This is a genomic window from Mycobacterium sp. NPDC051804 (genome assembly GCF_044452905.1).
Classification (GTDB): Bacteria; Actinomycetota; Actinomycetes; order Mycobacteriales; family Mycobacteriaceae; genus Mycobacterium.
This window is the reverse complement of record NZ_JBITCD010000003.1, coordinates 98,819-125,768: the sequence shown is the minus strand read 5'-3', so window position 1 is coordinate 125,768 and position 26,950 is coordinate 98,819. Positions and strand designations below refer to the sequence as shown.

General features: G+C 65.6%; 30 protein-coding genes and 1 pseudogene. 14 read left to right on the top strand and 17 right to left on the bottom strand.

Annotation, left to right across the window (positions count from 1 at the left end):
- The first annotated feature begins 11 nt into the window (after positions 1-11).
- Together malQ and ACIA48_RS11710 are read left to right on the top strand one after the other, a co-directional pair.
- Complete coding sequence (gene malQ, locus ACIA48_RS11715) at positions 12-2,144, top strand: 4-alpha-glucanotransferase (RefSeq protein WP_396730995.1); 2,133 nt, start codon at positions 12-14, stop codon at positions 2,142-2,144.
- A 93-nt stretch (positions 2,145-2,237) separates the two neighbouring features.
- Complete coding sequence (locus ACIA48_RS11710; RefSeq protein ID WP_396730993.1) at positions 2,238-2,657, top strand: hypothetical protein; 420 nt, start codon at positions 2,238-2,240, stop codon at positions 2,655-2,657.
- On the opposite strand, the gene ACIA48_RS11705 is transcribed toward ACIA48_RS11710, so the two are convergent.
- Entirely contained in the window at positions 2,654-3,088 is a 435-nt protein-coding gene (locus ACIA48_RS11705; protein WP_396730991.1) for an SRPBCC family protein, read from the bottom strand. The genes ACIA48_RS11710 and ACIA48_RS11705 overlap by 4 nt on opposite strands.
- Positions 3,085-3,930 (bottom strand): lysophospholipid acyltransferase family protein, encoded by an 846-nt coding sequence (locus tag ACIA48_RS11700; protein ID WP_396730989.1) that lies wholly within the window; start codon positions 3,928-3,930, stop codon positions 3,085-3,087. Before ACIA48_RS11700 ends, ACIA48_RS11705 begins: the two co-directional genes overlap by 4 nt.
- A 121-nt stretch (positions 3,931-4,051) precedes the next feature.
- On the opposite strand from ACIA48_RS11700, the gene ACIA48_RS11695 reads away from it, so the two are divergent.
- The 4 genes and pseudogenes from ACIA48_RS11695 to ACIA48_RS11680 form a co-directional block, all read left to right on the top strand.
- Positions 4,052-4,945, top strand: a complete 894-nt coding sequence (locus tag ACIA48_RS11695; protein ID WP_396730987.1) for a metal-dependent hydrolase — start codon at positions 4,052-4,054, stop codon at positions 4,943-4,945.
- Positions 4,945-6,051 (top strand): PDR/VanB family oxidoreductase, encoded by a 1,107-nt coding sequence (locus tag ACIA48_RS11690; RefSeq protein WP_396730985.1) that lies wholly within the window; start codon positions 4,945-4,947, stop codon positions 6,049-6,051. The genes ACIA48_RS11695 and ACIA48_RS11690 overlap by 1 nt, the downstream gene beginning before the upstream one ends.
- Before the next feature lie 22 nt (positions 6,052-6,073).
- Positions 6,074-7,513, top strand: a complete 1,440-nt coding sequence (locus tag ACIA48_RS11685; RefSeq protein WP_396730983.1) for a serine/threonine-protein kinase — start codon at positions 6,074-6,076, stop codon at positions 7,511-7,513.
- A pseudogene (locus ACIA48_RS11680) lies at positions 7,465-7,902 on the top strand (nuclear transport factor 2 family protein); the annotation flags it as partial. The gene ACIA48_RS11685 and the pseudogene ACIA48_RS11680, both read left to right, overlap by 49 nt.
- A gap of 22 nt (positions 7,903-7,924) precedes the next feature.
- Here ACIA48_RS11680 and ACIA48_RS11675 read toward each other — a convergent pair.
- Genes ACIA48_RS11675 through ACIA48_RS11665 form a run of 3 tightly spaced genes read right to left on the bottom strand, consistent with a single transcriptional unit; the run spans position 7,925 to position 9,990 of the window.
- On the bottom strand, positions 7,925-8,416 hold the full coding sequence (locus ACIA48_RS11675; protein WP_396730981.1) for an NUDIX domain-containing protein: 492 nt from the start codon (positions 8,414-8,416) through the stop codon (positions 7,925-7,927).
- Positions 8,417-8,445: 29 nt separating this feature from the next.
- Complete coding sequence (locus tag ACIA48_RS11670; RefSeq protein WP_267305020.1) at positions 8,446-8,637, bottom strand: hypothetical protein; 192 nt, start codon at positions 8,635-8,637, stop codon at positions 8,446-8,448.
- Positions 8,638-8,670: 33 nt separating this feature from the next.
- Positions 8,671-9,990: an NAD(P)/FAD-dependent oxidoreductase gene (locus ACIA48_RS11665; RefSeq protein WP_396730979.1), complete on the bottom strand. Its 1,320-nt coding sequence runs from the start codon at positions 9,988-9,990 to the stop codon at positions 8,671-8,673.
- Between the two features lie 110 nt (positions 9,991-10,100).
- Here ACIA48_RS11665 and ACIA48_RS11660 point away from each other — a divergent pair, with 110 nt between their 5' ends.
- From ACIA48_RS11660 to ACIA48_RS11650, 3 genes are all read left to right on the top strand, one after another.
- Positions 10,101-10,907 carry a hypothetical protein gene (locus tag ACIA48_RS11660; RefSeq protein WP_396730977.1) on the top strand — a complete coding sequence of 269 codons (807 nt, stop codon included), beginning with the start codon at positions 10,101-10,103 and terminating at the stop codon, positions 10,905-10,907.
- Between the two features lie 66 nt (positions 10,908-10,973).
- A complete protein-coding gene (locus ACIA48_RS11655) occupies positions 10,974-11,921 on the top strand; it encodes an ankyrin repeat domain-containing protein (protein WP_396730975.1) in 948 nt (315 codons plus the stop codon).
- Positions 11,922-11,930: 9 nt separating this feature from the next.
- Entirely contained in the window at positions 11,931-12,701 is a 771-nt protein-coding gene (locus tag ACIA48_RS11650; protein WP_396730973.1) for an SGNH/GDSL hydrolase family protein, read from the top strand.
- Here ACIA48_RS11650 and ACIA48_RS11645 read toward each other — a convergent pair whose 3' ends face one another.
- The 4 genes from ACIA48_RS11645 to ACIA48_RS11630 are packed head-to-tail and all read right to left on the bottom strand — an operon-like array spanning position 12,702 to position 14,812.
- Positions 12,702-13,286 carry a hypothetical protein gene (locus tag ACIA48_RS11645; protein ID WP_396730971.1) on the bottom strand — a complete coding sequence of 195 codons (585 nt, stop codon included), beginning with the start codon at positions 13,284-13,286 and terminating at the stop codon, positions 12,702-12,704.
- A 60-nt stretch (positions 13,287-13,346) separates the two neighbouring features.
- Positions 13,347-13,526, bottom strand: coding sequence for a hypothetical protein (locus ACIA48_RS11640; protein WP_396730969.1), 180 nt, complete (start codon positions 13,524-13,526; stop codon positions 13,347-13,349).
- Positions 13,527-13,535: 9 nt separating this feature from the next.
- Positions 13,536-13,961, bottom strand: a complete 426-nt coding sequence (locus ACIA48_RS11635) for a hypothetical protein (RefSeq protein WP_396730968.1) — start codon at positions 13,959-13,961, stop codon at positions 13,536-13,538.
- Between the two features lie 41 nt (positions 13,962-14,002).
- The gene (locus ACIA48_RS11630; protein WP_396730966.1) at positions 14,003-14,812 is read right to left on the bottom strand and encodes a nuclear transport factor 2 family protein; all 810 of its coding nucleotides are present in this window, start codon (positions 14,810-14,812) and stop codon (positions 14,003-14,005) included.
- 106 nt (positions 14,813-14,918) lie between these two features.
- Here ACIA48_RS11630 and ACIA48_RS11625 point away from each other — a divergent pair, with 106 nt between their 5' ends.
- Positions 14,919-15,317, top strand: coding sequence for a hypothetical protein (locus ACIA48_RS11625; protein WP_396730964.1), 399 nt, complete (start codon positions 14,919-14,921; stop codon positions 15,315-15,317).
- On the opposite strand, the gene ACIA48_RS11620 is transcribed toward ACIA48_RS11625, so the two are convergent.
- Entirely contained in the window at positions 15,314-15,757 is a 444-nt protein-coding gene (locus tag ACIA48_RS11620) for an SRPBCC family protein (RefSeq protein ID WP_396730962.1), read from the bottom strand. The genes ACIA48_RS11625 and ACIA48_RS11620 overlap by 4 nt on opposite strands.
- A gap of 33 nt (positions 15,758-15,790) precedes the next feature.
- Positions 15,791-16,786: an esterase family protein gene (locus ACIA48_RS11615; protein ID WP_396730960.1), complete on the bottom strand. Its 996-nt coding sequence runs from the start codon at positions 16,784-16,786 to the stop codon at positions 15,791-15,793.
- A 108-nt stretch (positions 16,787-16,894) separates the two neighbouring features.
- On the opposite strand from ACIA48_RS11615, the gene ACIA48_RS11610 reads away from it, so the two are divergent.
- Positions 16,895-18,028, top strand: coding sequence for an aromatic ring-hydroxylating dioxygenase subunit alpha (locus tag ACIA48_RS11610; protein ID WP_396730958.1), 1,134 nt, complete (start codon positions 16,895-16,897; stop codon positions 18,026-18,028).
- Here the strand turns inward: ACIA48_RS11610 and ACIA48_RS11605 are convergent.
- Complete coding sequence (locus tag ACIA48_RS11605; protein WP_396730956.1) at positions 18,021-19,340, bottom strand: lipocalin-like domain-containing protein; 1,320 nt, start codon at positions 19,338-19,340, stop codon at positions 18,021-18,023. The two genes, ACIA48_RS11610 and ACIA48_RS11605, sit on opposite strands and share 8 nt — an antisense overlap.
- Before the next feature lie 64 nt (positions 19,341-19,404).
- Here ACIA48_RS11605 and ACIA48_RS11600 point away from each other — a divergent pair, with 64 nt between their 5' ends.
- A complete protein-coding gene (locus ACIA48_RS11600) occupies positions 19,405-20,862 on the top strand; it encodes an aldehyde dehydrogenase (RefSeq protein ID WP_396730954.1) in 1,458 nt (485 codons plus the stop codon).
- A gap of 107 nt (positions 20,863-20,969) precedes the next feature.
- On the top strand, positions 20,970-21,482 hold the full coding sequence (locus tag ACIA48_RS11595; RefSeq protein WP_396730952.1) for a cupin domain-containing protein: 513 nt from the start codon (positions 20,970-20,972) through the stop codon (positions 21,480-21,482).
- Here the strand turns inward: ACIA48_RS11595 and ACIA48_RS11590 are convergent.
- The 5 genes from ACIA48_RS11590 to ACIA48_RS11570 are packed head-to-tail and all read right to left on the bottom strand — an operon-like array spanning position 21,479 to position 25,596.
- Positions 21,479-21,919, bottom strand: coding sequence for a MaoC/PaaZ C-terminal domain-containing protein (locus ACIA48_RS11590; RefSeq protein ID WP_396730951.1), 441 nt, complete (start codon positions 21,917-21,919; stop codon positions 21,479-21,481). The two genes, ACIA48_RS11595 and ACIA48_RS11590, sit on opposite strands and share 4 nt — an antisense overlap.
- A complete protein-coding gene (locus ACIA48_RS11585; RefSeq protein ID WP_396732735.1) occupies positions 21,916-22,389 on the bottom strand; it encodes a MaoC family dehydratase N-terminal domain-containing protein in 474 nt (157 codons plus the stop codon). The genes ACIA48_RS11590 and ACIA48_RS11585 overlap by 4 nt, the downstream gene beginning before the upstream one ends.
- A gap of 53 nt (positions 22,390-22,442) precedes the next feature.
- A complete protein-coding gene (locus tag ACIA48_RS11580) occupies positions 22,443-22,856 on the bottom strand; it encodes a nuclear transport factor 2 family protein (protein ID WP_396730949.1) in 414 nt (137 codons plus the stop codon).
- 8 nt (positions 22,857-22,864) lie between these two features.
- On the bottom strand, positions 22,865-24,466 hold the full coding sequence (locus ACIA48_RS11575; RefSeq protein WP_396730947.1) for an AMP-binding protein: 1,602 nt from the start codon (positions 24,464-24,466) through the stop codon (positions 22,865-22,867).
- Positions 24,466-25,596: an aromatic ring-hydroxylating dioxygenase subunit alpha gene (locus tag ACIA48_RS11570; RefSeq protein WP_396730945.1), complete on the bottom strand. Its 1,131-nt coding sequence runs from the start codon at positions 25,594-25,596 to the stop codon at positions 24,466-24,468. The genes ACIA48_RS11575 and ACIA48_RS11570 overlap by 1 nt, the downstream gene beginning before the upstream one ends.
- A 108-nt stretch (positions 25,597-25,704) precedes the next feature.
- On the opposite strand from ACIA48_RS11570, the gene ACIA48_RS11565 reads away from it, so the two are divergent.
- Entirely contained in the window at positions 25,705-26,943 is a 1,239-nt protein-coding gene (locus ACIA48_RS11565) for a cytochrome P450 (RefSeq protein WP_396730943.1), read from the top strand.
- The last annotated feature ends 7 nt before the right edge of the window (positions 26,944-26,950 follow it).

The following is a 26,950-nucleotide window of genomic DNA, read 5'->3' as shown; positions in this document are numbered from 1 at the left end:
AAGATAGTCGCATGACCGATCTCCCCGAGTCGCTCGTCGAGTTGGCGCGACGCTACGGCGTTGCAACGGAATACGACGATTGGACCGGACGGCGCATCACGGTCGGTGAATCGACGCTCGTCGGTGTGCTCGACGCCCTCGGTGTTCAGGCCGCCACGGACTACCGGCGCACCGCGGCGCTGGCCGAACACGATCACGATCACTGGTCTCGCTCACTTCCGCCGGTCATCGTCGGCCGCGCCGGAGCGACATCGTCTTTCTGGGTGCACGTCACGCACGGGGATCCGGCGCAGTTATGGATCCGACTCGAGGATGGGTCCGTCCGGATGGGTCTGCGCCAGCTGGAAAATAACAGGGCCCCTTACGATCTCGACGGTCGACTAATCGGCGAGGCCAGCTTCGAGCTGCCCGCCGACCTGCCGCTGGGGTACCACGAGCTGCATCTCCAGCTCGGGACGTCAGATGTCAGCTGCCCGATCGTCGTCTCCCCTGCCTCGCTCGAACCGCCAACCGGCCGGGCATGGGGCCTGGCCACCCAGCTGTATAGCGTCCGATCCCAAAACTCATGGGGAATCGGCGATTTGACGGATCTCACCGATCTCGCCGTTTGGTCGGCGGCCCGATACGGCGCCGGCTTTGTCCTCGTCAATCCCCTGCACGCCGCCGCACCCACCGCACCGATGGAACCATCGCCGTATCTGCCGACCTCACGGCGGTTCGTCAACCCGATGTACCTGAGAGTGGAGGCGATCCCGGAGTTCGCCTTCGTCACGCACCGGGGGCGCATCCGAAAAGTCCGCGAGTACGCCCAGTCGCGCGCGCAGAAGTCGCGTCTGATCGACCGCGACGCCGTTTGGAAAGGCAAGCGCGCCGCCCTCGAGACGGTGTATCGCGTGAAGCGATCTACGGGCCGCGAGCTGGCCTACGAGGCCTACCGCAATCGGCAGGGCCGTAGCCTCGACGATTTCGCGACATGGTGCGCCCTGGCCGAAAAGCACGGCGCCGATTGGCACGAGTGGCCCGAGGAGTTGCGTCATCCCGAGAGTCCCGCCGTCGCCGAGTTCGCCGCCGACAACGAAGCAACCGTCGATTTCCACCGGTGGCTGCAGTGGCAGCTGGACGATCAGCTGACCGCGACGCAGGCGACATCGATAGCCGCGGGCATGGGGCTGGGCATCATGCATGACCTCGCCGTCGGAGTCGACCCGAACGGGGCCGATGCGTGGGCCCTGCAGCACGTGCTGGCGCTGGGCGCCACAGCCGGCGCACCGCCTGATGAGTTCAATCAGCTCGGACAGGACTGGTCACAGCCCCCGTGGCGACCCGACGAACTCGCGAAGCAGGCGTACGAACCGTTTCGCGCGCTCGTCAACGCACTGCTTCGGCATGCGGGTGGCGTACGGATCGACCACATCATCGGGCTGTTCCGGCTCTGGTGGATTCCAAAGGGAGCCCCACCGACCGAGGGCACCTATGTGCGATACGACCACGAGGCGATGATCGGGATCGTCGCGCTGGAAGCTCACCGCGCAGGCGCCGTCGTCGTCGGCGAGGATCTGGGCACCGTCGAACCCTGGGTGCGCGACTATCTGCGCGAGCGCGGCCTGTTCGGCACCTCGATCCTGTGGTTCGAATTCGACCGCGACGGTGACGGCGGGCCGCTGCGCGCCGAACGCTGGCGCGAGTACTGCCTGTCCTCGGTGACCACCCACGACCTACCGCCGACCCCCGGCTACCTGGCGGGTGAGCATGTCCGGCTGCGTGACAAGCTCGGCCTGCTGACGCGGTCCGCCGAGGAAGAGCTGGCCGCCGATCGCAATCAGCAGTCCGCGTGGCTCGACGAACTACGCCGGGTCGGGCTGTTGAGCGGTGATCTCGACGAGGCCGGGGTCGATCAGGTGGTCGAGGCGCTGTACAAGTATCTGGGCCGAACGCGGTCTCGGCTGCTGGCCCTGTCGCTGGCCGACGCCGTCGGGGACCTGCGCACGCAGAATCAGCCGGGTACCACCGACGAGTATCCGAACTGGAGAGTCCCGCTGACGGATCCAGATGGCAAGAAATTGCTGCTAGAAGACGTTTTCACCGATCCGCGCGCGGCCGCGTTGGCCGAGGTCATGCGGGTCGCGGCCAATACCCAGGTGTAATCCCAGATGTAACGCCGGGCGGTTCTCCTCCGGTTTCACAATTGTCACGTCTGCGATATGTTCGCACCGCATCGACGTAGGGAGACATTTCACGTGAAGAAGCTCGTTGTCCTGAGCGGGGGGCTCGTGGCAGTCGGCTCCGCCGCGCTGGTCGGCGCGGGAATCGCGATGTCTCAGCCGGGCGGCTCGAACTACGCGAACGTCGTCGGCGAGCCCTATAACAAGGCACTGCAGCTCCTCAAGGCCCAGGGCTACAAGGGTTACTTCGGCGGATCGTTCGGCAGCGTGCTGTCGCAGGCCAACTGCCTGGTCGACAGCCAGAAGATCACGTCCAGCGGCCGAATTCTGCTGATGCTCGATTGCAGCCAGGCAGCAGCCGACCAACTCGAACAGATGGGTCCGTCGGGTGGTCCCCGCGTCGGCGGTAACGGCGTCACCACGGTCACCCCGACGCCGGTGGTGCCAATCCAGGGCGCTCCGGGAGCCGGTGCCCCGCCGGCTCCTCCGGCCTAGCCTTCGACCATTTGGCGCAGATTCTTGAGCGTCTCACCCATGGTCCGGCCCACCTGGCCGGCGGCCACGCGGTCTGCGATCAGCCCGAGCACGTTGCCCGCTGATTCGTAGGCCAGCCGGAACGTCACCTGGGTCCGACCGTCGGCCGTCTCGCGCAGCCGGAACCGTCCGCGCTGTGAGACGCCGGCCAGCCCGACCCACGACAGCTCGCGGGGCGGATCGAACTCGACGAGCTCGATGGTCCCGCCGATGGGCACCGATCCGACCTTCCAGTGCACGGTGTATCGGGCGCCGAGGCCCGGGGTCCCGTTGTCGGCCGTCTCCCAACGTTCGAGGCTGGCCATGAACTCCGGGTAGCAGTCGGGGTTGCTCACCACTTTCCACACCGCTTCGCGATCGGCGTCTACGACGCACTGCCGCTGAACCCTCATCCCAACACCGGAAATCGTCGTTCCGCCGCCAACCGGTCCACGCCAGCCTGCAGGGCGGCTTCGACTTTCTCGTGCACGACGGCGTCGTCGCTGGCGGCGATGTCGTCGGGGTCGACCGGGTCCTGCACCTCGATCGCGATCTTGGTCGGCAGCGGCAACCTCGGCACCATGTCGCTGACCGTGAGACCCCACGGCGGCGCCAGCAGAATCGGCACGCTCTTCAACCGCGCCATCTTGTCGACCATCAGAAGCTTGGCCAACCACTGCCCGCGGTCCAGGAACAGCGCCGCCTCCTGCCCGCCAACGCTGGCGATCGGCACGATCGGCACTCCGGCCTCGCGGGCGAGCTTGACGTAGCCCTTACGACCGCCGAAGTCGACATCGTGCCGCTGCCACGACGGCCGGAACACTTCGTAGTCGCCGCCGGGGTACACCAGCAGCGCGGCACCGGATTCCAGTGCCAGCTCGGCGTTTTCGTGGTTCGCGGCCACGGTGCCGAACTTGCGCAGCGAGCCCAATCCCGGCATCGATACGACGAGGTTGTGGGCAAGTTGATAGAACGGCCGCTCGACGCCGAAGTAGGAGCAGAACGCCAGCGTGAAAACGAACGTATCCGGCGGGAGATTGCCGCCGCTGTGGTTGCCCACCATGAGCACCGGACCGTCGGTCGGTATCCGGTCGAGGCCTCGGACGTCGGCGCGGAAGTACAGCGACGCCAGCAGCCACAATCCAGGCAGCTGCTCGCGGATGTAGTCGGGGTCGCGTTGGTCCAGATCGGCCTTCGGCACCCGGGAGGTGACCTGGTCCCGAGTCCAGTTCAGAATGTCGCCGAGACCCGCCATAGCGTGATTATTGACCGTGGACGGAAGCTTGAAACTCGCAATCCGGCAAGAACCCGATACCGGCGTTCCCACCTAATTCCGGTAAGCTTCCGTGCACCACCTTCTCGTGAAGGAGTCCGCCATGGCAGCGTTGCCCGCCCGGGAAATCGATCCGGGACCCGTGCAGATCCAGGCCCGCAAGGTGCACTTCGACCTTGCGGATGTCCCGCTTGAGTGGATCCCGGCCCATCCGGTCGCGTCCACCATGATCAACCTCTTCAACGTCGTACTGCCCTCCGCCGAGCACTGGTTCGTCGAGACGTTCAACGAGGCACTGCCCTTGGTCAAGGACCCGAAGCTCGCCGAGGACATCCGCGGATTCATCGGCCAGGAAGCCACGCACGCGGCCGCCCATGACGCGGTGATCCGCGATTTCCTGGTCGGCAACGGTGTCGACCCCGCTCCGATCCTGGAGATGGTCGAGTATCTGTTCGGAAAAGTCTTGACCCCGACCACTTCCACGAATCCGAAGCGCCGGTTGAACAACCTCTGTGAACGCCTGTGGATCATCGCGGCGATCGAGCATTACACCGCTGTCCTCGGCGACTTCGCACTCAATTCCACCTGGGACGAGCACCGCGCCGACCCGACGATGGTCGACCTGTTCCGGTGGCACGGCAGCGAGGAGGTCGAGCACCGCAGCGTCGCCCACGACGTGGCGGTGTACTTCCACGACAGCTACCCCGCCCGCATCAAAGCCATGGCTCTGTCCGCATCGGCGATCTTCGCGTTCTTCCAACGCGGCACCTGGTACCTGTTCAAGTCCGATCCCGCCAACGACATCGGTTGGCTCAAGATGCAGCGGTTGCGGGTGCGCGACTCCGAACTGGGGCTGCTGCCCAAGTTCCGCGTGTTGTTCGGCTCGCAGACCCTGACCTACTTCCGGCGCGCGTACACACCGGAGGAGATGGGCTCCACCGCGCAGGCCGTCGCCTATCTGGCCTCTTCTCCGGCTGCCCGCGCGGCACACCTTTGATGGGGCTGCGCGAGCGCTACCGGCAGCTGCCGACCAACCCGTTTCGGCCGGGCCGCCGCGACGTGCTTATGGGCTTCGCCGGCGCGGTGATCTCCGGGATGGACGCGCTGTCGCATGTCACCAAGCGGGTGACGCTGCCGGAAGCGTCCGACCGGACACGGGTGTTGCGGGTGGTCGACAGGCAGACGGTGGCCCACGACGAGAACGTGGTAGCGCTGACGTTCGCCGCCGCGGACGGCGAGCCACTGCCCCGCTGGCATCCGGGCGCGCACATCGATGTGGGCCTGCCGAGCGGACGGTTGCGCCAGTACTCGCTGTGCGGCGATCCGGATCGCACCGATGTGTACCGCATCGCGGTGCGCAGAATTCCCGACGGCGGCGGCGGTTCGATCGAGGTGCATGACGTGCTCGACGTCGGGGCGACCGCGACGACGCAAGGCCCGCGCAACGCGTTCCCGTTGACGGTGCCCGGTTACGGTTCACCGACCACGCGATTCCGGTTCATCGCGGGCGGGATCGGGATCACCCCGATCCTGCCGATGCTGGCGCTGGCACGACGCCTCGGAGTCGATTGGTCGATGGTCTACGCGGGACGCACCCGCGACAGCCTGCCGTTTGTCGACGAGGTCGCGGGTTACGGCGACGAGATCCGTATCCACACCGACGACGACGGCGGGCTGCCAACGGCGTCGGATCTGCTCGGCGATTGCCCGGACGGCACGGCGGTCTATGCGTGCGGGCCCGCCCCCATGCTCACTGCGGTCCGGTCTGCGCTCGCGGGCCGCGACAAGGTCGAGCTTCATTTCGAGCGGTTCGCCGCACCGCCGGTGGTCGACGGCAGGGAGTTCGAGGTCACGGTCTCGTCGACCGGACAGCAGATCCGGGTCGCCGCAGACGAAACCCTCCTCACCGCGTTGAAACGGGCTGACGTCGACGCCCCGTACTCCTGTCAGCAGGGCTTCTGCGGGACGTGCCGGACGCGGGTGCTCGACGGGGTCGTCGACCACCGCGACACGCTGCTCACCGACCCCGAACACGAGAACCGGATGATGTTGATCTGTATATCCCGGGCCGCCGACGGGTCGCGTCTCACGCTCGACCTGTAGCGGCATCTCGTACTATTCGGCCATGCCGTTGGCCGATGGCGCGACTTTCGCGGGATACACCATCGTGTGCCTACTCGGCGCCGGTGGCATGGGTGAGGTCTACCTCGCGCAACACCCGCGATTTCCGCGCCGCGACGCGCTCAAGGTGCTGCCCGCGTCGGTTTCCGCCGACAGTGAGTACCGAGAACGGTTCGACCGTGAGGCCGATATCGCCGCCACGCTGTGGCATCCGCACATCGTCGGCGTGCACGATCGTGGCGAGTTCGAGGGCCAGCTGTGGATCTCGATGGATTACGTCGAGGGCACCGATGCGGCGTGCCTACTGCGTGAGAGTTATCCCGACGGGATGGCCAGAGGTGAGGTCGCCGAGATCATCTCCTCAGTTGCCGATGCTCTCGACTACGCGCACCAGCGCAACCTGCTGCACCGCGACGTGAAACCCGCCAACATCCTGCTCGCCAACCCCGAGGGCAGCGATCAACGGATTCTATTGGCGGACTTCGGGATCGCTCGCTGGACCAACGACATCAGCGGTCTGACGGCGACGAACATGACGGTCGGCACGGTGTCCTACGCCGCACCCGAACAGCTGATGGGCGAGCGTCTCGACGGACGAGCCGATCAATATGCGTTGGCAGCCACCGCGTTTCATCTGCTGACCGGAAGGCCCCCGTTCCAGCATTCCAACCCCGCTGTCGTCATCAGCCAGCATCTGTCGGCGGCGCCGCCCGCTATCGCCGAGCAGCGCCCAGAGCTGGCCGGACTCGATCCGGTGCTCACCAAGGCGCTGGCGAAGTCCCCGGCCGACCGATTCGAGCGGTGCGCCGACTTCGCGCGAGCGCTGGCCCACCAGCTCGGATCGGACACACCCGCCGATGTGGGCACCAGCCTCGCCGCCTCGGTGGCGAAGCCCGAAAAGGCTCCTCGACCTTCATGGGTTCGCGCCGGCGTCATCGTTCCGGCCATCCTGGCGGTACTGCTGCTCGTCGCGATTGTGGTGGCGGTCTTCGAGGCCGGACGCGCCGACAACGAAGACCGCCCCGTTGCCGCCCCGACCACGACATCTGCCGCGGTCACGAGGCCGACGTTCACACCCCTGCCCCCGCCGCCGGAGCCGCCACCCTCCCCCACGACCACAGCGTCGCCGACGGATACGACGACTACCACTTCGGCTCCCGCCGCGGCGGTGATCGGTGCGAGTTGCTCCCCCGTCGGGAGCACATCCACGACGGCCGACGGCTCCACGGCGTACTGCTCGACCCTGCAACCCACCGGTGACTCGATCTGGTCGCTGACCCAGGGCGACGTCCCAAGCCCCACCGTCACCACCGAAGCGACCGAAGAACCGTTGCCGGTCGCCGAAGAGAACCCGGTACTGGTGTGCATGCAACAAACCGGGCAGACCCGTCGCGAATGCCGCAGGGATATCCGGGAAAGCAACGGCCTACCCCCGCTGCCATGAGCCTGACCACGTCCGACCGGCTCGCGCTCGCCGACCTTGTGCATCTCTACGCCTCGGCGGTAGATGACCGACGCTTCGACGATGTGGTCGAATTATTCACCCACACAGCCGAACTGCGCTTACCGGATCCACCCCGGTCGTTGGAGCCGGTGCTGACGCACCACGGCCGCGACGGCGTCCGGTCCGCGATGACGTCGCTGGGCACAGTGACCCGCACCGAACACGCGATCGTCGGCGAGGTGTACGCGCCGGGTGACCGGGCCGACTACGCGCTGGGCCGGATCACCTGCATAGCGCACCACTGGACGACCGCAGGAGATCAAATCACAGATCTGGTGTGGCATCTGCGGTACGACGACGAATACTTGCGGACGCCGGCCGGGTGGCGGATCCACGGTCGCGCGCTGACCATCAACGCGATCGAGACGAGACCGGTTCGTCGCCTTCGAGCGCCAAAAGCAGACGGTCGAGCAGCGGCCGCTGACCTTTCAGCAGCTTCAACCGAGCCTCAGCCACGGGAAACCAACCCACCCGGTCGATTTCGGGAAACTCCCTGACCTTCCCCGAACCCCTCGGCCACTCCAGCTCGAACGTGTTGGAGAAGGTGCCGGCGAGGTCGAGGTCGCCGCGGACAGCGAAGGCGGTGATCACCTTGCCGCTGGGCTGTTTTACCGGATCGAATTCGATGCGTGGGCCGTCGGGTGCGCGTTTGCCGAGTTCCTCGTAGAACTCACGCTGGGCGACCGTCCACGGGTCTTCACCTTCGGTGTACTCCCCCTTGGGTATTGACCAGGCACCGTCGTCCTTGCGCGCCCAGAACGGGCCGCCCGGATGCCCGATCAGCACTTCGAGTCCACCGTCGACGACGCGGTACAGCAACAGACCCGCACTGAGTTTGGGCACCGCTCAAGCCTAGTGAGTACCCGCGCCAGTCAGTACTTGCGGTCGCCCTCGCTGCTGTCGAAGAATGCCCAATCGCCGTCGTCGGACTTGACCTCCATGCGCCATCCGAGTTCCGGATCGGCCTTCTGATCGACGAACCAGGCATGCGCGTCATCAGCGCTCTCGATGTCCTTCGTGTCGACAACGTCACCCTTGGGGTTCAAAACGCGATATGTAGCCATACCGCTTAACGTTCCCGCTGAGGACGACTTCAATCAGTCCGGTTTGGGCATCGGGATGCCCTCGCTGGTCGAGAACCGCGCATCCTCTTGAGTCGACAGTCCGAACGAGACGACCGAGCGGTCGAAGAACACATCTGTCAGGTACGCCAGGGACACCGCCCACCTGTTGACGAATCGCGGGATCGCGTAGATGTGGTATGCCCGGGTCACGACTTTGGCCGGGAAGCCGGACAACTGCACGTTGAGCGGATTGGCGACGGCGTATCGGGGCCCGAGGTCGACGACCAGGCCCATGTTGCGGTGTTTGTATGACTTGGCCTTGCCGTAACCCAGGCTTGCGGCGACGTTGCGCGCCAGCACTTTTCCCTGTCGAGTGGCGTGCTGCGCGGTGGGCGGGGTGATCTTTCCGGGCTGTGTCACATCGGGGACCGCCGCCGCGTCGCCCGCACCGAACACATCGGGATATCCGGGGACCTGCAGGTCCGTCGTCACCTTGAGACGGCCCCGCTCGGTGGGTAACCCGAGCTTCTCGATCAGCGGTGCGCCGGTGACTCCGGTAACCCATGCGACGGTATGGGTGCGAATCAGCGAGTCATCGCTGAGCACAACGTGTTCGGGGTGGACCTCGGCGAGCGTGACACCGAGCCGCACGTCGATACCACGCGACTTGAGCACACGTTGCGCTGCGGCGCCAAGCTTTTCGCCCACTTCGGGCATCACCTGGTCGGCCAGGTCCAGCAGGACGAACTTCACCTCGGAGGGGTCGAAGCCCATCTGTTTGGCCGCGGAATCGGCGAGCGCCCGCAACTGAACAGCCAGCTCGGTGCCCGAGTACGACGCGCCGACCACGACGATCGTGCGCCGCGCCGCAGCTCGGCCTTCGTCGTCGTCGACGTCGGCCAGTTCAAGTTGTTCGAGCACATGGTCACGCAGGTACAGCGCCTCCGCCGTCGACTTGAGGCCGCGGGCGTACTCGGCGAGCCCAGGGATGTCGAACAGCCGGGTCACCGAACCCGGCGTCAACACCAACCGGTCCCAGGCGAGGCTACGGACGCGCTCCTCCGGGTCGGTGAACGTCACGGTTTTGCCGTCGAAGTCGACGTCGTCGACTCTCCCGCGGATGGCCTGCACGCCGCGCAGGGCGTTGGCGAGCGGGATCGCGACGAACCGCGCGTCGACGAGTCCACCGGCGACGTCGGGCAGCAGCGGCGTGTACAGCATGTAGTCGACGGGCGAGATGATCGTGATGTCGACCGAAGCCCCGGCCTTCGAGTGTTTACGCATCTTTCGCGCCAATTGGCGGGCGCATTCGAAGCCGGTGAATCCGCTGCCGACCACTACCACCGAAGTCATCGTTTCCACCTTACGGAAGGTGCTCTCAATGCCGTAGTCCCCCTGTTGCCGATCATGATTCACCCGGTGTCCCTTCCATTTCGCAACGCGGATAGCGGATGCTGGATGACATGACGGGCCCGCTCCGCCGGTTCGATCCGTTTCGGCCGATCGACATGTTGACGTCACTGTGGTCGTCGGCGGCGGTGGCTCCGGTCAGCAGCGGCGCGGCGATGGCCTACCGGTCGCTGTTCACGACCGTGCGCAGGCTCGTTGTGGGCCGCCGCCTCGCAATTCGCCTCGACGACGGCATGCTCACGCTGACGGTCACCGAGTTCGATTCCAGGCTCGACGTCCGCGGCCTGGCGGTAGGGCAACTCAACGACGTCCGCATCGCAGTCCGCGACATCAGCTGGGAAGACCAGACCTTCAACAATGCGACGGCGACGCTGCACAACGTGCACATCCGGCCGACCGCGCCGCCGGTCGTGGTCGCCGCGCCGGTGGACCTCACGCTGGAGGTGCCCACCGCGGCGCTGCACGACCTGTTTCGTTGGGCGGCGCCGCGGCTGTCCGGTGAGGTCGGTAGCGACGGTGTAGCGCGACTGCGGATGGCGCGACGGCCTTTGCTCGGCCACCTCGAAATCGACGCGCGCCTCGATGGTTCGACATTGTGGCTTCGACCGCGCGCCCTCGTCGTCCGCCGATCACGGATGCCTCTGCCCGCCAACACCCCGGCGTACCCGGTGCACCTGCCCGAGCTGCCGCACGGCCTGCGGCTCACCGGTATCCGCTTCGCCCCCGATGCGATATGCCTTTCGGCGTCGGTGTCGGAATGGCAGATGGACCTGCCCCGCAAGCGACTGGAGGACATCCTCGGTCAGCTCAGCGTCGCGGGAGTTCCGCTGAACCTCACACGACTGACGCGCCTCCTCTAGCCCGAAGACCACCAGGAGGTCATCCACTCGGATGGCCCCTCGGTCGTTTGCGACAATGCCTGTCTTGTGACCGAAATCGCGCGCTACCAAGAGGGACCCGTCGAGGTCGTTGTCTCGCGCGACGCTGACGACCTGGCGTTCTCGTCAGCCTACGAGGATTTCGGCAGGACCATCACCGAGGAACACCGCGTCCCGGTCGACGAATTCGTTCGCAAGGGCCCGGGGCCCTGGCCGTGGTTCGACCTAGGGGCCAGGCGCGCAGGCACGCTGGAGGTGTTGGACGCGCTCGGGGCCGGTCGCCCCGCCTGGACTGAACCCCTGGCGCCGACGGACCTGGATCTCTTCGAGCGCGCACATCGCGGTGACACGCGGGTCATCGAACTTCTGGCTATGGGCGCGGACCCCGACCCCGTCGACCCGTGCGGCGCCACACCGCTGTGGTACGCGTTGCGCTCGCTGGCCGCCGGCATCTCGGTCGCACTGATCGACGCGGATGCCGATGCGGGACGTCGTATCGAATTATCCGCTCGCGGTGAGAAATTCACGACTATTCTGCATGAGATCGTGCGGCGGGGGCGCACCGTCGCGCTCAACCATGCGCTCGCGCACGGCGTCGATCCCGGCCTCATCGATTCCGACGGCGCCACCCCGATGCACGTGATCAACGACTCGGCCGACAACGTCAACCCGGAGATCGTGCGCGCATTGGTGCGCGCCGGTGCTTCCGTCAACACTCCGCTGCCGAGCGGGACCCAGCCGATCGAACTCGCGGCGCGGATGGTCCTGCCCGCGACCGTGGCCGCAATGGTCGACCTCGGTGCCGAGCCCGGCCGCGGCCTGGACTCGCTGATGGCGTGGTGGTCAGTTGGCTCGAAGTTCAACGGTTACCGTGCTGTGGCGGTCGCGGAGCTCGTCGATCTCCTGCGCGCGGGCGGGGCCGAGGTGTCGCAGCGCCACCGTGAACTCGCGGCGAACGCCGGAGCGTCAGAGGTGGAGGCAGCGCTTCGCCGCTAGAGTGCCGGTGTGCCCAGGTACACCCGATACGTCGCGATCGGCGATAGCCAGACCGAGGGGCTGTGGGACGGCGATGACGCCAAGGGTCTCGTTGGCTTCGCCGATCGTCTCGCCACAATGATCGACGCACACCACCCCGGCGTGACCTATGCGAATCTGGCCATCCGCGGCCGGCGCATCCGAGATCTGCTCGACGAGCAGCTTCCCGCGGCACTGGCGTTGCAGCCGGATCTGATCTCGGTATGTATCGGGATGAACGACGTGACGCGCCCAGGCCCGTATTTCGGCAGTGCTCTGGCTGAGCTAGACGAGCTGCACACCCATCTGGCCGCGACCGGCGCGACTGTGCTGACGACGACGTTCCCGGACATCGCGAAGATCCTCCCGATTGGACGGATGATCGCGTCACGCGTCGAACAGATCAACGACGAGATCCGCAAAGCCGCAGTGCGACACGAGTTTAGGCTCGTCGACCTCTACGACGCGCCATCGATGACGGTGCCCGACACATGGAGCGCCGACCGCGTGCACGGCTCGATCAAGGGACACCAGCTGTTTGCCGCCGCGGCGGCTGAGGCGCTGGGTCTGCCCGGCAGCAACCACGACTGGGCATTGGTCGACGGTCCCCCACAGCGACCGTCGCTACGGTCACAGGCGGTGTCGCAGGTGTTGTGGACGCAGAACATGCTGATGCCGTGGCTGTGGTATCACGTCCGCGGCAAGTCGGCCGGCGACGGCCGGGGTCCCAAACGTCCGCGGCTCGAGGGTGTGGCCGCCTAGCTAGACGCCCGACCAGGCGCCGTCGATGCTGTCCGCGACGTCGATTATTTTCGCCTTCTGCGAAGCGGGGCTGTCGATCTCCCCGGCGACGTGCGCCGCGATGAACCGTTTGATCTCAGCGTCGATCCCGCCGAGTATCCGCACCAGCTCACCGCGCAGCGACTTCGACGTGACGTGGATGGAGATGTCGGACGACCGCGGCTTCTCGACGTCGAGGATGAGGAGGAGCGGTTTGGCGGCACGCGCGGTGGCGCGTAGGGCGATCTCCCCGAAGACCATGAATTTCGGCTTGTCGATCCGCAGGTCGACGACCAGGTCGATCTCCAGCGGAATCCGGATGGCGAAGGTGATGAGCTCGCCGACGTCGCGGGTGAGCCGAGGCTCCTGAATCCTGACCTTGGCTGTCACCTTGGCGACCTTGCCCGGGCCCTGTGCCATCGGACCCATTTCGAATTCGTCACCCGCGATGGCGGCGATCGCGCCACCGACACGGTCTTCGGTCACGGCGATCTCGAAGAACTCGCGACCGAATTGCTCGTAGGTCATCTCAGAGTTCAGGGGATTGTCGACGGCCATGGTGCTCATACCGTCTCATGCCCGGCAGTCACACACTGTCCAACGCGACCGAATCGAGACAACACGCTGTCAGCGGCCGGCCTCGCTGCGCGCTTCGGCTCCCGACTCGCCGACGTCTATCGCGTCGTCGGACGCCGTCTGACCCACGTAGGTGCCGTCGTCATCGCCTTCTTTTCCTGCGCGCGACGCGGCGACATGGTCGTCGTCATCGACGTCGGTTTCAGACTTTTTGTCGTCACGGGATTCCATGCGCACCCTCTACCCGGCGTCGACGTGCTCAAACGATTTGTCGACGGCCTGTCGCGCCGGCACCAGCTTGAGGGAGAGCAACCCCAGCACCACCACCGTGACCGCGGGTACGCCGTAGAGGACTGCCCCCATCACCACGCTCGTGGCCGATCCGCTCAGTGCGGAGGCCACCACGAACACCGAGACGACCCAGGTGATGACCAGGGTGAGGCCCGTGATGACCACGGCGACGAGAAGACCGCGGCCGACGCCGTAATGGCGATAACCGGTCGCCGCGAGCAGCAAGGCCGTCGGCACCCCGATCATCGCGGCGGCCAGCCAGGTTCTTTCGAGGGTGAGCACCTGACCGAACGCCGGGACCACGAGACATGCAGCAAGCACCGCCGCCACGACCACGCCGACCATCGCCACCTTGCGGGCATCAGTCCGTCGCATGTTCTCCGGTTGCCCGAGCCCCGCCGCGGCGAAACGTGGAACTACCCGGATGCCGGGTCGTCTTCGGTGAAGTAGCGGATTCTGCGGATGGCGAACGGCTTGGCGGCCACCTCGGCGATGAGCACGTCGCGGCGCGCCTCGCGGTCCAACCCGACAACCACGCTGTAGCCCGACGCGATCAACTTGCGCGGGCGCGCGGTGGCGATGCGCGTCAGCAGGTCCGCGGTGCTCAACGGGATGTCATCACCCGTCGTGACACGTGTCCCCTTGCCGAGCCAGCGACGCACCGCGACTTCGTCGCCCGCCCGCGCATCGTCGAGGAATTCCCGTATCCGCTTCTTGCCTTGTGATCCGGTCCCCCGGAGTCCACCCAGGTAGCCGAGCACCCCGACCACGCCCTGATTGACCAGCAGTGCCCTCGACAGCTGCAGACCGGCGGGCAGGCCACTGACCCCGGCGCGCATGAACTGCCCGACCATGGCGGGGAGCTCCCAAAAGGCCGACAGCGCAGCGATTTTCAGTCCGCCGCCACCCTCCTGCACGTCGTAGCGGATGTACACCGGCACGTGCAGTTGCACCGGCCCCATGGCGATGTCGAGTTCGCCGTCGCGGACGACCGTCGAGCCACTGACGATGTCGGCGTCGGGCCGGTACGTGATGTGACGCGGCCCGATGAATGTGTCGAAGAAGGCTCCGATCGCGCCCAGGCCGCGATGGGGCTGTGAGCCGACCGGATCCTCGACCCGTCCGTCGGCGGTGAACAGGCCCACCCACTCGTTCTTGTCGCGAGCGCCTGCCGCCGCCGGTGACCGCTCGGCGGTCGCCAGCACGTCCGAACGTGTGAAGGCCATACCGTTGCCTACCACCTCCCGTCGGCCCTAGTCGACTACTTCGCCACGTGCAGGCACACTGGAAATACCGCCGTATTCGGATGTACCGGCGCGAGGAGGAACCGCTATGAGCAGGAACGGACCTTTCGGGATCGACCCCGAGGAGTTCGATCGCGTCGTTCGCGAAGCGGGTGAAGGGCTGCGTGACGCCTTGGACGGCGTAGGCAGGTTCATCAGCACGTCCGGCGAACGCGCAGGTTGGGCCAATCTCGTCGACGAGTTCACCCGGTATTCACGGCCGAAGCGGGAACCGGAGACCACCGGCGAGACCGGCGACGGCGTCTGGGCCATCTACACCGTCGACAGCGACGGCGGCGCCCACATCGAGCAGGTGTATCCGTCCGAACTCGATGCGCTGCGCGCGAACAAGAACAACACCGATCCCACCCGCAAGGTGCGGTTCCTGCCGTACGGCATTGCGGTCAGTGTGCTCGACGCATCCGAAGCCCCTGCGGAGGACGCCTAGCCTCCGAAGTGGCTGCGGATACCCGCCAGCATCTTGGTGTGCGCCTTGACCGCCTCGCGCAGTGTCGTGGCATGGAGCAGGCGTGGCGCGTCGATCGTGAGGCGTTCCACGAGTCTGGTTCCGTCGCGGATGGGCTCGAAGGACACCACGCCGTAGAGGCGGACGTGCGGAAACTGACGCGCCTGGGTGATCACCGGACCGGCTGACGCAACCCTGAGGTTGGCGGTGTAGCTCGTCGGCAGAGTCAACGGACCGAGGGGGATTCGGTCCCTGACGCGGTAGCTCTGGCAGTAGCCGTCCACCAGTTCGGTGCGCCCGGTCCGCTGCACCGAGACGACGAGCGGATGGACGGTTTTGATGTTGTCGAGGTCGACGTAGAACGCGCGGACCTCGTCCGGTGATGCCGGCACATCCTCAGCCAACACCCGCACTGCGCGCATGATCACCCACCGTCCGAATTCGATTGCCGCAACTCAGGTTCGGCTCGTGTCGGTGACACCCAGCGCCCGTTGCATATCGGGCTTCATCTGCTGCAACTGCTGCCCCGCGTAGCCCCAGCTGTGAATGCCGTCGGGGAAATTGAAAACGCCGTTGTTCCCACCCGCCGCGACGTAGGCGTCGACGAACGCGCGGTTGGATTCGATCGCAAATCCCTCGAGAAAACCGAGTCCCGCAATGGGAGCGTCCGGGCTCGACAGAGCGGGGTCCGTCGGTGTGCCGTTCCCGCAGTAAATCCAGACCCGGGTGCCGTTGGCAGCAAGCCTGCCGGCCTGAACGGTCGGATCGTTACGCGCCCATGCCGCGTCGCCCGGCGGGCCCCACATGGCTTCCGGATTGAAGCCACCGTTCCACATCATGGCTGTGCTGACCTGGCCGGGTTGAGCGGACAGATTGAGAAAACCGGACAGTGATCCCGCATAGACGAACTGCTGCGGATGAAAGGCGGCCAGAACCAACGCCGACGAGCCTCCCATCGAGAACCCCACGACGGCATTGCCGGTCTGCCGAACCTGCCGGTTCGCGGCGAGCCACGCGGGAAGTTCTTGCGTGAGGAAGGTTTCCCACTTGTAGGTGACGTTCTGCCCGTTCCCGACGGCGGGTCGATACCAGTCGCTGTAGAAGCTCGACTTGCCGCCGACGGGCATGACGACCGACAGTCCAGAACCGCTGTACCAGTCGAAGGCCGCGGTATTGATATCCCAGCCGTTGAGGTTCTCGCCCGCTTCCATGCTGTCCAAGAGATAGAGAGCCGGTGTATCCGGGCCGCCAGAGAGGAATTCAACGCGGATGTTGCGCCCCATCCCCGTCGACGGAACCTCGAGGTGTTCGACCGGCAGGTTCGGATTCGAAAAAGCGGTAGCCGACGGGGATCCGCCGACGATGTCGACAAGGGCCGGTAGCAGCGCGACCGCCGCCAATGCGACCGCGAGGCGCCTGACGCGGCCGGCTGAGTGTGTCCCAGCGAGCATGATCGGACGATACGCGGGGCGCGCCGCTCACCAGCGGTTTTTGACATAGGAACGCTATCATCATAAAAATAGGCAGATGGTCACCCACCCCTCGACCAAGGACCAGTGATGGACCGCGAACAGCTGATCGATCTCACCCGGCGCGCGTTGAAGCTCGCGCGGGACAAAACCACCGATCTGATGCCGTCCGAATGCACAGTCGCCGCGAAGACGTATACGTCGGCCGAGCGCCACGCGCAGGACGTCGCCATGCTGATGGCGAGCCCCCAGTTGGTTGGCTATGTCTCAGAACTCGATCGGCCTGGCACGTACTGCACCAAGACCGTGATGGGCCGGTCCATCCTGCTGACCCGCGCCGCCGACGGAGTGGTACGCGCGTTCGAGAATGTCTGCCTGCACCGGCAGTCGCGCATCGCCGACGGGTGCGGCGCTGCGCGTAGGCTCGCCTGTCCGTATCACTCGTGGAGTTACGATCTCACCGGCAATCTGGCCGGCGTGCCGGGTAAAGAGGGGTTTCCCGAAACATCCTCGGGCACACCGCGTTTGTCTGAATTACCGGCGGCCGAATGTGCAGGCTTTCTGTGGATCTCACTAGACCCCGACGGCACGCTGGACATCCCCGCTTTCCTCGGCCCCCTGGCCGACGAATTGGACTCTTGGGGCATCGGCCGCTGGTCGCCGTTGGGTGAGAAGGTGCTGGACTGCCCGATCAACTGGAAACTGGCGATCGACACGTTCGCTGAGAACTACCACTTCGCCACGGTGCACAAGACGACCTTCGCGACGATTGCCCGCAGCAACTGCACCGTGTTCGATTCTTTCGGCCCTCATCATCGACTCATTTTCCCGCTCAACGGAATTCTCGATCTCGACGAAGTGCCCGATGAGCAGTGGGAGCCGCTACAGGCAATGGTTGTCATCTACGCGCTGCACCCCAACATCGTCATCTCGTGCACAGTGGCCAACGGCGAGCTGTTCCGCGTCTACCCCGGCGATGCGCCCGGACGTTCGATCACCGTGCACCAGAACTCGACGCCGCTCGACCTGTCGGACGAATCGACGGCCGCGGGCGCGGCGGCGGTCTTCGAGTACGCGCACTCGACGGTCCGCGACGAAGACTACGCACTCGTGGCGGGATTGCAGGCCAACCTGGAATCAGGAGTACGCGAGCATCTCGTCTTCGGCCGCAATGAGCCCGGCCTGCAGCACCGCCACACCACCTGGGACGAGGCGATCACTTAGTCAGCGCGACGATGAGATCGTCGACCAACTCGGTGATTCCGGCTCCCGACGGAAGGATCTCGTCGCGCAGGTGTGCCACTGCTTCCTCGCGCCGACCCGCGTCCACAAGCGTGCGCAGTGTCGTGACCCGATCATCGCCCACGACGCTGGCGAGCACGTCAACCAACTCCCAGTCTCGGTACAGCGCAAGCGATCGTTCGTAGAAGGCGAAGCCGCTCACCGGCTCTCCGCGCAGTGTTCCGCGATAGTGGAACGGGCCCTCCATGTATTCCAGCGGTAGCCCGTGTCCCGGTGCGGGCACCAAGGGCTCACCCATCAGGTCCAGATCGAGCTTGCGCGATGTCAACCGGTGCCGGTCCGGCAGGTAGCGCGCCTTCGCAGGCGGACGGTATAGGGTTCGCACCGCTTCGGGCCAGCGCACGTAGCTCTCGATGGACACCTCGATGTCGTCGGCGAATTCGGGGTCGGCATCCGGCGAGCTTGTGGTGGCACCCGAAAAGGGTTGCAGTGCATTGCGATCGGTGCGGTCGAACTGACGCCAGATGCTCATGTCCACGCCGTTGCCGAGGTTGATCGTGCGCCATTCGTGGGCGCGCCAGCGCACGTCGCCGTCGGCGCCGCCGCTGTTCGCGATCAGCGGGAACCACTGCCGGTCGACATGGCCCGCTGTGCCGCTCACCGGCTCGCTCGTCGAGCCCCACGTCAGCGTTCCCGTCATCGTCAGGCCGGTCTGAAGGTAGGAGTAGGTGTCAGGCTGTCCGAAGCATTCGATCCTGCCGCCGAAATCCGCGGCCCCCAACGGTACCGGCGCGCGCGTCGGGGTCACGTGCAGGTTCACCCCCATCGCCGCACCGAAAGCATCGGTGCCGACGAAGCTGACGTCGTAGGTGTAGGGCACCAGGTCATCGTTCTCGTCGCGGCAGGTACGCCACTCCGCGTGGCCCGCGCCGCTGTCGAAGGCGATGTCCAGGCATTCGTCGGACACCGACATCTTCACGACGGCGCCGGGCTCCATGTTCGCGGGCGGCATGTCGTAGTCGGTGTATGTGCCGTAGGTGCCTGCGTCGAGATCGAACAGCGCGAACGTGTAGAAGTCGGCGACGATGTCGCCGAGTCCGGGCCGGTTCTTGTTGAAGATCGACAGGAACGCGTAGCCGCGGCCGCTCTCCCCGGTCAGCTCGCCGGCCAGAAACCAGGTGTCGGACTCACAGTCGGGGTGATTGGCCTCGGCGGCCGGGAAGTCGAGTTGGCGGTCGGCCGGCACCAGCTGAAACGGGTATCGGCGCCAATCGTGTGGTTGCGGGTGGTTCACGGGCCCTGCCTTTTTCACTATGTTTATATTAATAGCAACTTTAGGCGGTAGGACAGGCGGCGACATGCGATCCCTCAACTACGACAAGCTCTATATCGGCGGCCGCTGGCAGGCACCATCGACGGGTCAACGACTCTCCGTGATCTCCCCGCACACCGAACAGTCGATCGGCGAGACGCCTGAAGCGGCCCCCGAGGACGTCGACAAGGCGGTCACCGCCGCGCGGACGGCGTTCGACGAGGGGCCGTGGCCGCGCCTGCGCGTCGGCGAGCGCATGGAGAGGATCGAGAAGCTGGCCGCCATCTACATGGCCGAGACCGACGCGATCGCCGACCTGATCACCGCGGAGATGGGCTCACCCAAGAGCTTCAGTCGGCTGGGACAGGGTGCGGGCGCGCTCGCGCAGATGCACCTCAACATGGCCACAGCCAAGGACTTTCCGTGGGTGGAACGACGCCCGGGACTGTTCGGCGACGTCCATGTGCGTCGCGCGCCCGTCGGCGTGGTCGGCGCGATCGTTCCGTGGAACGTTCCGCAGTTCCTGATCATGCCGAAGATGATCCCCGCGTTGATCGCGGGTTGCACCGTCGTGGTCAAGCCCGCACCCGAAACTCCTTTGGACGCCATGTGGTTGGCCGAAATGCTGGAGGAGATCGACCTGCCCGAAGGGGTCGTGTCCATCGTTCCCGGCGGCAGGGAGACCGGCGAGACCCTGATCCGTCATCCCGGCATCGACAAGATCTCGTTCACTGGATCGTCGGCGACGGGCAGGCACATCGCCTCGGTGTGCGGTGAACAGCTCAAGCGTGTCAGCCTTGAACTAGGCGGCAAGTCGGCGGCCATCATCCTCGATGACGCCGACATCGGAAACACCGTCAAGCAACTGAAGATGGCCAGCCTGATGAACAACGGACAGGCATGCGTCGCGCAGACCCGGATTCTGGTCAGCGAGCGCAAACACGACGAGGTCGTCGACGCGCTGGCCGACATGATGACCGGCCTGCAGGTCGGCGACCCGGCCGACGATGCCACCGACATCGGGCCGCTGGTCGCGCAACGGCAACAGGAGAAGGTCCAGGGCTACATCCAGGCGGGCCTCGACGAGGGCGCGCGAATGATCCTGGGCGGCAAGGACAAGCCACACGACCGCGGATGGTACGTCCAGCCGACGCTGTTCACCGACGCAACCAACGACATGAAGATCGCGCGGGAGGAGATCTTCGGTCCCGTGCTTACTGTGCTGAAGTACGACAACGAAGCCGACGCCGTGCGGATCGCCAACGACACCGACTACGGCCTGGCCGGTTCCGTCTGGACGGCCGACGTGGCGCGCGGGCTCGAGATCGCCGCTGCGGTTCGGACGGGGACGTACGGCATCAACATGTACACCCTCGACACGACCGCGCCGTTCGGCGGATTCAAGCAGTCGGGCATCGGACGCGAGTTCGGATCCGAGGGGCTGTCGGAGTACACCGAGTTGCAGTCAACGGTAAGCGCGAACAAGCTGCCCGATCTCGACTAACCACCCCGCCGAGTGTGGTGGGGGCACCTCCCCGCGTGCAGGGGGATTATGTCACGCTTCACGCCGAAAAACGTGCAATAACCCAACACTCGACGACGAGGAGCGCCATGAGGCGGGTGGTTACCGGTCATACGGAGGACGGACGTTCGGTGGTGGCCAGCGATACCGAGGTCGACCGGATCGCCATCGGCGACAGCGGGACAGCGACGTCGCTGATCTGGGGTCGCGAAGACCCGGGCCGGTTTCCCGACGACGGCAGCCAGCCGGCGGTGTCGACGATCTTCCCACCACCGGGCGGCAGCTCGATCGCGCTGATGGAACTCGCACCCGGCAACGATGAGTTCCACGAGTTCGTCGGAACAGCGTTGGCGCAGTGGGCCGATCCCGACGAACCGGGTATGCACCGCACCGCGACCATGGACTACGACATCGTGCTGGAAGGCACGATCGGCCTCGAGTTGGACGACGGCGCAGAGGTCATCCTGAATGCGGGTGATGTCGTGGTGCAGAACGGCACCCGGCACCGGTGGCACAACCGCGGCACGACGACCGCGCGGCTGCTGGCTGTCACCATCGGTGCCCACAACGACGTAGAGGGCGGCCGTCCGGTCGGACGCTAGCTGATCTCGAGCGTGACCTCTGCGGGACAGCACAATTCGTCGCGCTGGTTGTAGACCGCGATCTCGAGGTCAACCAGGTGTCGCAGGACGTCACCCGCGGATTCGACGCGCTTGTCGACCACGCGGCCCCGGCCGACCATCGAATCTCCGGCATAGAACGACCCAAGCAGCGAGACCTTTCGCCGCACCACCCTGCTGTAGGGCCCGGCCCATCCGGTCGCGATTCGATCCACGAAACCCGCGGTGTGCATGGTGTTGACGAATATCGTCGGCTGGCCGTGCCGGCGCGCGTACTCCGGATCGAAGTGACCGGGAAAGTAGTCCCAGGTCGCTCCCGGGTTCATCACGACGCGCTGATAGTCGATCGCGTCGACGACCTCTGCCAGCTCGGTCGGCACGACGATCTCGTCCCACGACAACCTGCGATATGTCGTCACGGCTGCGCCGCAGGAGTAAACCGGAACAACGTGTTCCGGTTGATGGCCACCAACGCTCCGTCGGCACGGTGGAAGCGGTCGCAGGTCTCGACGAAATGTCCCGTACCGACGCGAGTCGTCTTTTCCGGTGAGACCGAGACCACCTCCTCGACAACGTGCAGACGATCACCTTCGAGGATGGTCGCGGGAAACTCGACGTCGTTGGAGGCGTTGATGAATGTCGTTCCGGGCAAGGGCACGCGGATCGCGATCGAGGGCTTGGGTGGTTCGTCGGTGGGCAGCCACGGTGGCGGGATCAGCCAGCCCATCAGTAACGCCGGCGGCGCGAGCAGACCGCCCCACACCTCGCGGGCGAAGTCAACGTCCCAATAGGCGGGGTTCGGATCGTGAACCATAGAAGCGAACTGCTGTATGCGCGCGCCGCTGACCGCCGTCCCGGCATATCGCGGCTCCGTACGGATGCCGACCATGCGCAGGGCGTCCTCGTAGGAGCCGTACGCGAACTCGTACCGAATGCCGTCGTTCACACGGGTAGCGCGCTTTCGTTCAACACGTGATCCCATTCGAGTTCGCGTGAAGTGAAGTACCAGCCGCCACGCTCGTAAATCAGCCGGTCGCTGAATGTGCCTGAGGCCTGAAGTTGGTTGTCGCGCAGCAGCAATGCCACACATTGCTGAGTGGCATCGACCCCGTCGACGTTGATCTCATGGTCGACGGTCACCAACCGCGCCCCGCCTCCCCCGTCGAACGCCTTGCGCAGGTCGGTGAACGACTCCCCCGCCCGCAGATACGTCGCGCCCGCGTGACGGAACGTGGTGATCCAGCCGACGAGGTCGCCGGCCGAGTACATGCGGTTGTGCCGCGCGTCCAGATTGAGGATGGCTGCCCGCCCCGCCAGTCCGTCCAACACGAACTGCTGTTGGTATGTCAACGACATTTCATCTCCTACCGGGTGAGCACGTAGCCGTGCGCTTCGCGGTCCCAGGCGTCGGCGCCCAGTCCCCTGCTGCGGAGCACGTCCTTGCGGACACGTCCGATGACGTTCTTGGGAATCTCGTCGATCGTTTCGAGGTAACGCGGCACGCAGAAGTACGGCATGCGCGCCGAGCAGAAATCCAGGAGTTCGGCGAAATCGACCGTCGCACCGTGACACAGCGTCACGAAAACGAGGATGTCGTCTTCCCCGAGGTCGCTCGGTATGCCCACGGCGGCGGCTTCCGCCACGGCCGGGTGGCCCATCACGGTCTGTTCGACTTCCACGGACGACACGTTCTCGCCGCGGCGCCGCAGCGAGTCCTTCGCTCGGTCGACGTAGGCGAGGTTGCCGTCGTCGTCCAGCGAGCCCAGGTCCCCCGTGCCGAACCACTCTGGATGCAGATCGACCTGCAGACTTGCCCTGCCGGGCGCCGATGACACATACCCCTCGCTCATCGCATGTGTTGTCCGCGCCCGGCAGGCAATCTCGCCGACCGTACCGGTCGGCAGTGGCTGCCCCCGGTCGTCCATGATTCGCACCTCGAACGCCGGGTTGACCTGACCTGAGGTACCCGGTCTGCCGTCGTCGGAAACCGCCTTGTAGGCGATCGGGAACGCTTCGGTCAGGCCGTACATCGTCACGACGCGGCAGCTGTAACGCTCCTCGATCGCGTGGTACATGTCAGCGGTGATGGGTGCCGCCGAGATGAATCGCAGCCCCAACTCGGCGTCCCGGGGATCCGGCGGCAGACTCCACAGCATTGACACCATCGCCCCGGCACCCGCGAAACCCACTGCGCCGCAGTCTCGTATCTCATCCCACACCCGGCCCGGGTGGAAGGCGGTGGCAAGCACACTGGTGGCGCCGAAGAGCATGGGTGCCAGGACGGTGGGTGCCGCGCTGAGATGGAACAGCGGCATCGCGGTCCATAGGGTGTCCCCCTGCTGCAGTTCCCAGGACAACGCGACGGTCGCGGCCGCGGTGAACAGGTAGTGCCAGGTGGTGGCGACGGCCTTCGACGGTCCCGTCGTGCCGGAGGTGAAGAACAGCGCACCGATGTCGCCGGGCCCGATGGGTTCGATGTCCGGTGCGGTCACCGGCGCGCTCGTCAACGCCTCGGTGAGTGAACCTCCCTGGACGAGGATCGATCTCACCGTGGCGACCTCGCCTGCCACCTCGGTCAGACGGTCGTGGCGATCGGCGTCGGTGATCACTACCGCGGCCTGGGACAGGCTCAGCGCATGCGCCAGGAACTCGCCCTTGCTGGCCGCGTTCACCGCGGCGGAGACCGCCCCGATCCGTGCGGCGCCAAGCCAGAAGTACACCCACTCCGGACACGTCGCGGAGAACAGCGCCACCGTTTCGCCGCGCCGCACCCCGAGATCGGTGAGCACGTGGGCGGCGGCGCACGAACGGTCGCGCATCTGCGCGAAGGTGACCGGGGTGCCGGCGATCGACATCATCACCTGGTCGCCGTACTCATCGGCACGACGATCGAGTACCGCAGGGACGCTGAAACATTCAACGCCGAAGGCCTCCGGGTTCAGCGTGGCGTCCCGGCCACGGGGCATCACGCCCCCGCTGCAGCCGGATCGGGGTCACCGTCGGCGGTGTACCCGAAGTCGATCGGCGACGGCTCTTCACCCGGATAGAACCGGTGCGCCCACCGCCGCAACGCCGCGTAGTCGCGTGCCTCCTCAGGTGCGAGGTTGGGCTTCTCGAGGTACTTCATGTTCTCCCAGGTGAAGAAGTCCTGCTTGATGACTTCCTGTTGCAGCTGAAGGAATTTCGCCGCACGGCCGGCGGGCTTGTCGCCAGTGTCGCCCGGTTCGCGCACCGACGCTTGGGTGTAGAAGTAATCGGTGTAGTCCTCGTCGACCGGGGTCTGGCCGGTAACCTCGATGGTCGCCACGAGCTCCTTGGGGAAGCGCACGATGCCGAGGCCGAGCGAATAGTTGTCGTAGATGATGTTGGCGTCGACCGGTCCATCCGGCGTGAGCCACGTTGTCGGACGGCCACCGCCGAAGTTCGCGGTCACCGTCGCGTGCAGGTGGTAGCCGTTGGCGTCGAACGACGTTGTGTTGGCGGCGCTGTCGGCCTTGTGGACGAACTGCACGTGATATGGGTCGGCCGCGTTCTCGATGATCATCTGCGCGTGCACCTTGACCCGGTTGAGCATCCTCGAGTGCGGATGCAGCGGGTAGTAATCGTCGGTCTCCAGCTCGGGCAGTACCGGCGGCTGCCAGTAGGGGGCGCGGCCATGACGCTCGTGCCACACGACGATGAACCCGTACCACTCCTGGGCGGGATACGACTTGATCCGCACGTTCTGCTTACAGCCGATCTTGCTGTACGGGATCAGCGCATTGGTGCCGTCACCGCGCCATTCCCAGCCGTGCCACGGACACACGATGTGCTCACCCTCGACTGTGCCGCCGACGCCCATGTTGGCGCCGAGGTGCAGGCAGTAGGCGTCGAGCACATTCACCTTGCCGGACTTGGTGCGGAACATCACCAGTTCCTCGCCGAAATAATGCGCCCGCTTGACCTGACCGGGTTCCAGTTCCGAGGCGAAACCTACGATGAACCAACCCGTTGGAAAGCGGTACGTCGAGAGGCTGATCCCACTCGGCCCGAACTCGCGTTCAGACGGATCGATCTGCGGGTCGTGGACTTCTCTTTGAAAAGACCCTGTCGTCATTCTTTCTCCATCCGCGCGCACCATATCCGCAGGTCGCCAAACCTGCCCGTTGCCTATTTTTACTATTTTAGGCATTCTAGGTCAAGAATGGCGACGCGAGGAGAACGCATGCCCACGACCACTCCGGTCGACCTGTCGGATTCTGCGTTGTGGCAGAACGGTTTTCCCGACGATCTGTTCACCGAATTCCGCCGTGAGCTGCCGATCTTCCACCACGAGCTCACCAACGGCGTCGCCAGCAGCGTCAAACGCGACTTCTGGATGACGACTAAGCACCGCCACGCGCAGCGCATTCACCGCGACACCGACGCCTTCACCGCCGCTGACGGTCCCCTGATCCAGGGGATCGGGCCCATCGGTGCGTTCCCGAACGTCATCACCATGGACCCTCCCGTCCTGACCAAGCGCCGCCGGGTGATGTCGCATGCATTCACCCCCAAGGCCATCGGAAAGCTGGAGGACGGCATTCGTCGCCGCGCCGCCGCAATGATCGACGGGTTGCTCGAATCCGGGGGCGGCGACTGGATCGAGGATGTCGCTGACGTGTTGCCGATGTCGGTGATCGGCGACATCGTGGGGATTCCAGACGAGGATCGGCCCCACATCTTCGACACGCTCGATCGGATCCTCAAGGCCGGCGCCGGCGACAGCCACCCGAACACCGAAGAGCACATGGCGATGTTCGGGGAAATCTTCACGTATGCGCTCGAGCTCACCGCCGAGAAGCGGCGCAATCCCACTGACGACATCTGGAGCACGCTGACCACTGCGGTGGTGACCGACGAGAGCGGTGAGGAGCTGTCGATCCCCGCCAACGAACTCGAGATCTTCTTCTTCATCCTCACGCTGGCGGGCAGTGACACGACAAAGAATGCGCTCGCCGCCGGACTTCAGGCCTTCGTGGCCAATCCCGGTGAGATACAGCGTTATCGCGACGACGAGTCGATCCGCGGGCGTGCGGTCGAAGAGGTGCTGCGCTGGGCGTCACCCGTGGCGTTCTGGACTCGCACCACGAAGGTCGACGTCGAGATGGACGGCATCACCATCCCCAAGGGCGATCGCGTGGTGTCGATGCTGCGGTCGGCCAACCGCGACGACGAGGTGTTCGCCGACCCGTTCGTGTTCGACATCGGGCGCGCAGACAACCCTCATGTCACCTTCGGTGGGGGTGGGCCGCACCACTGCCTCGGCGCCATGCTCGCGCGCGCCGAGATCCGCGCGGCGCTCGACGAGTTGCTCCTGCGCGCCGATGACATCAGTCTCGGCATTCCCAGGGTCACCCACCCGACGCTCGCGAACAACATGTCGATCTTCGACGCGATGTCGATTTCGCTGACACGACGCTGATTTACCG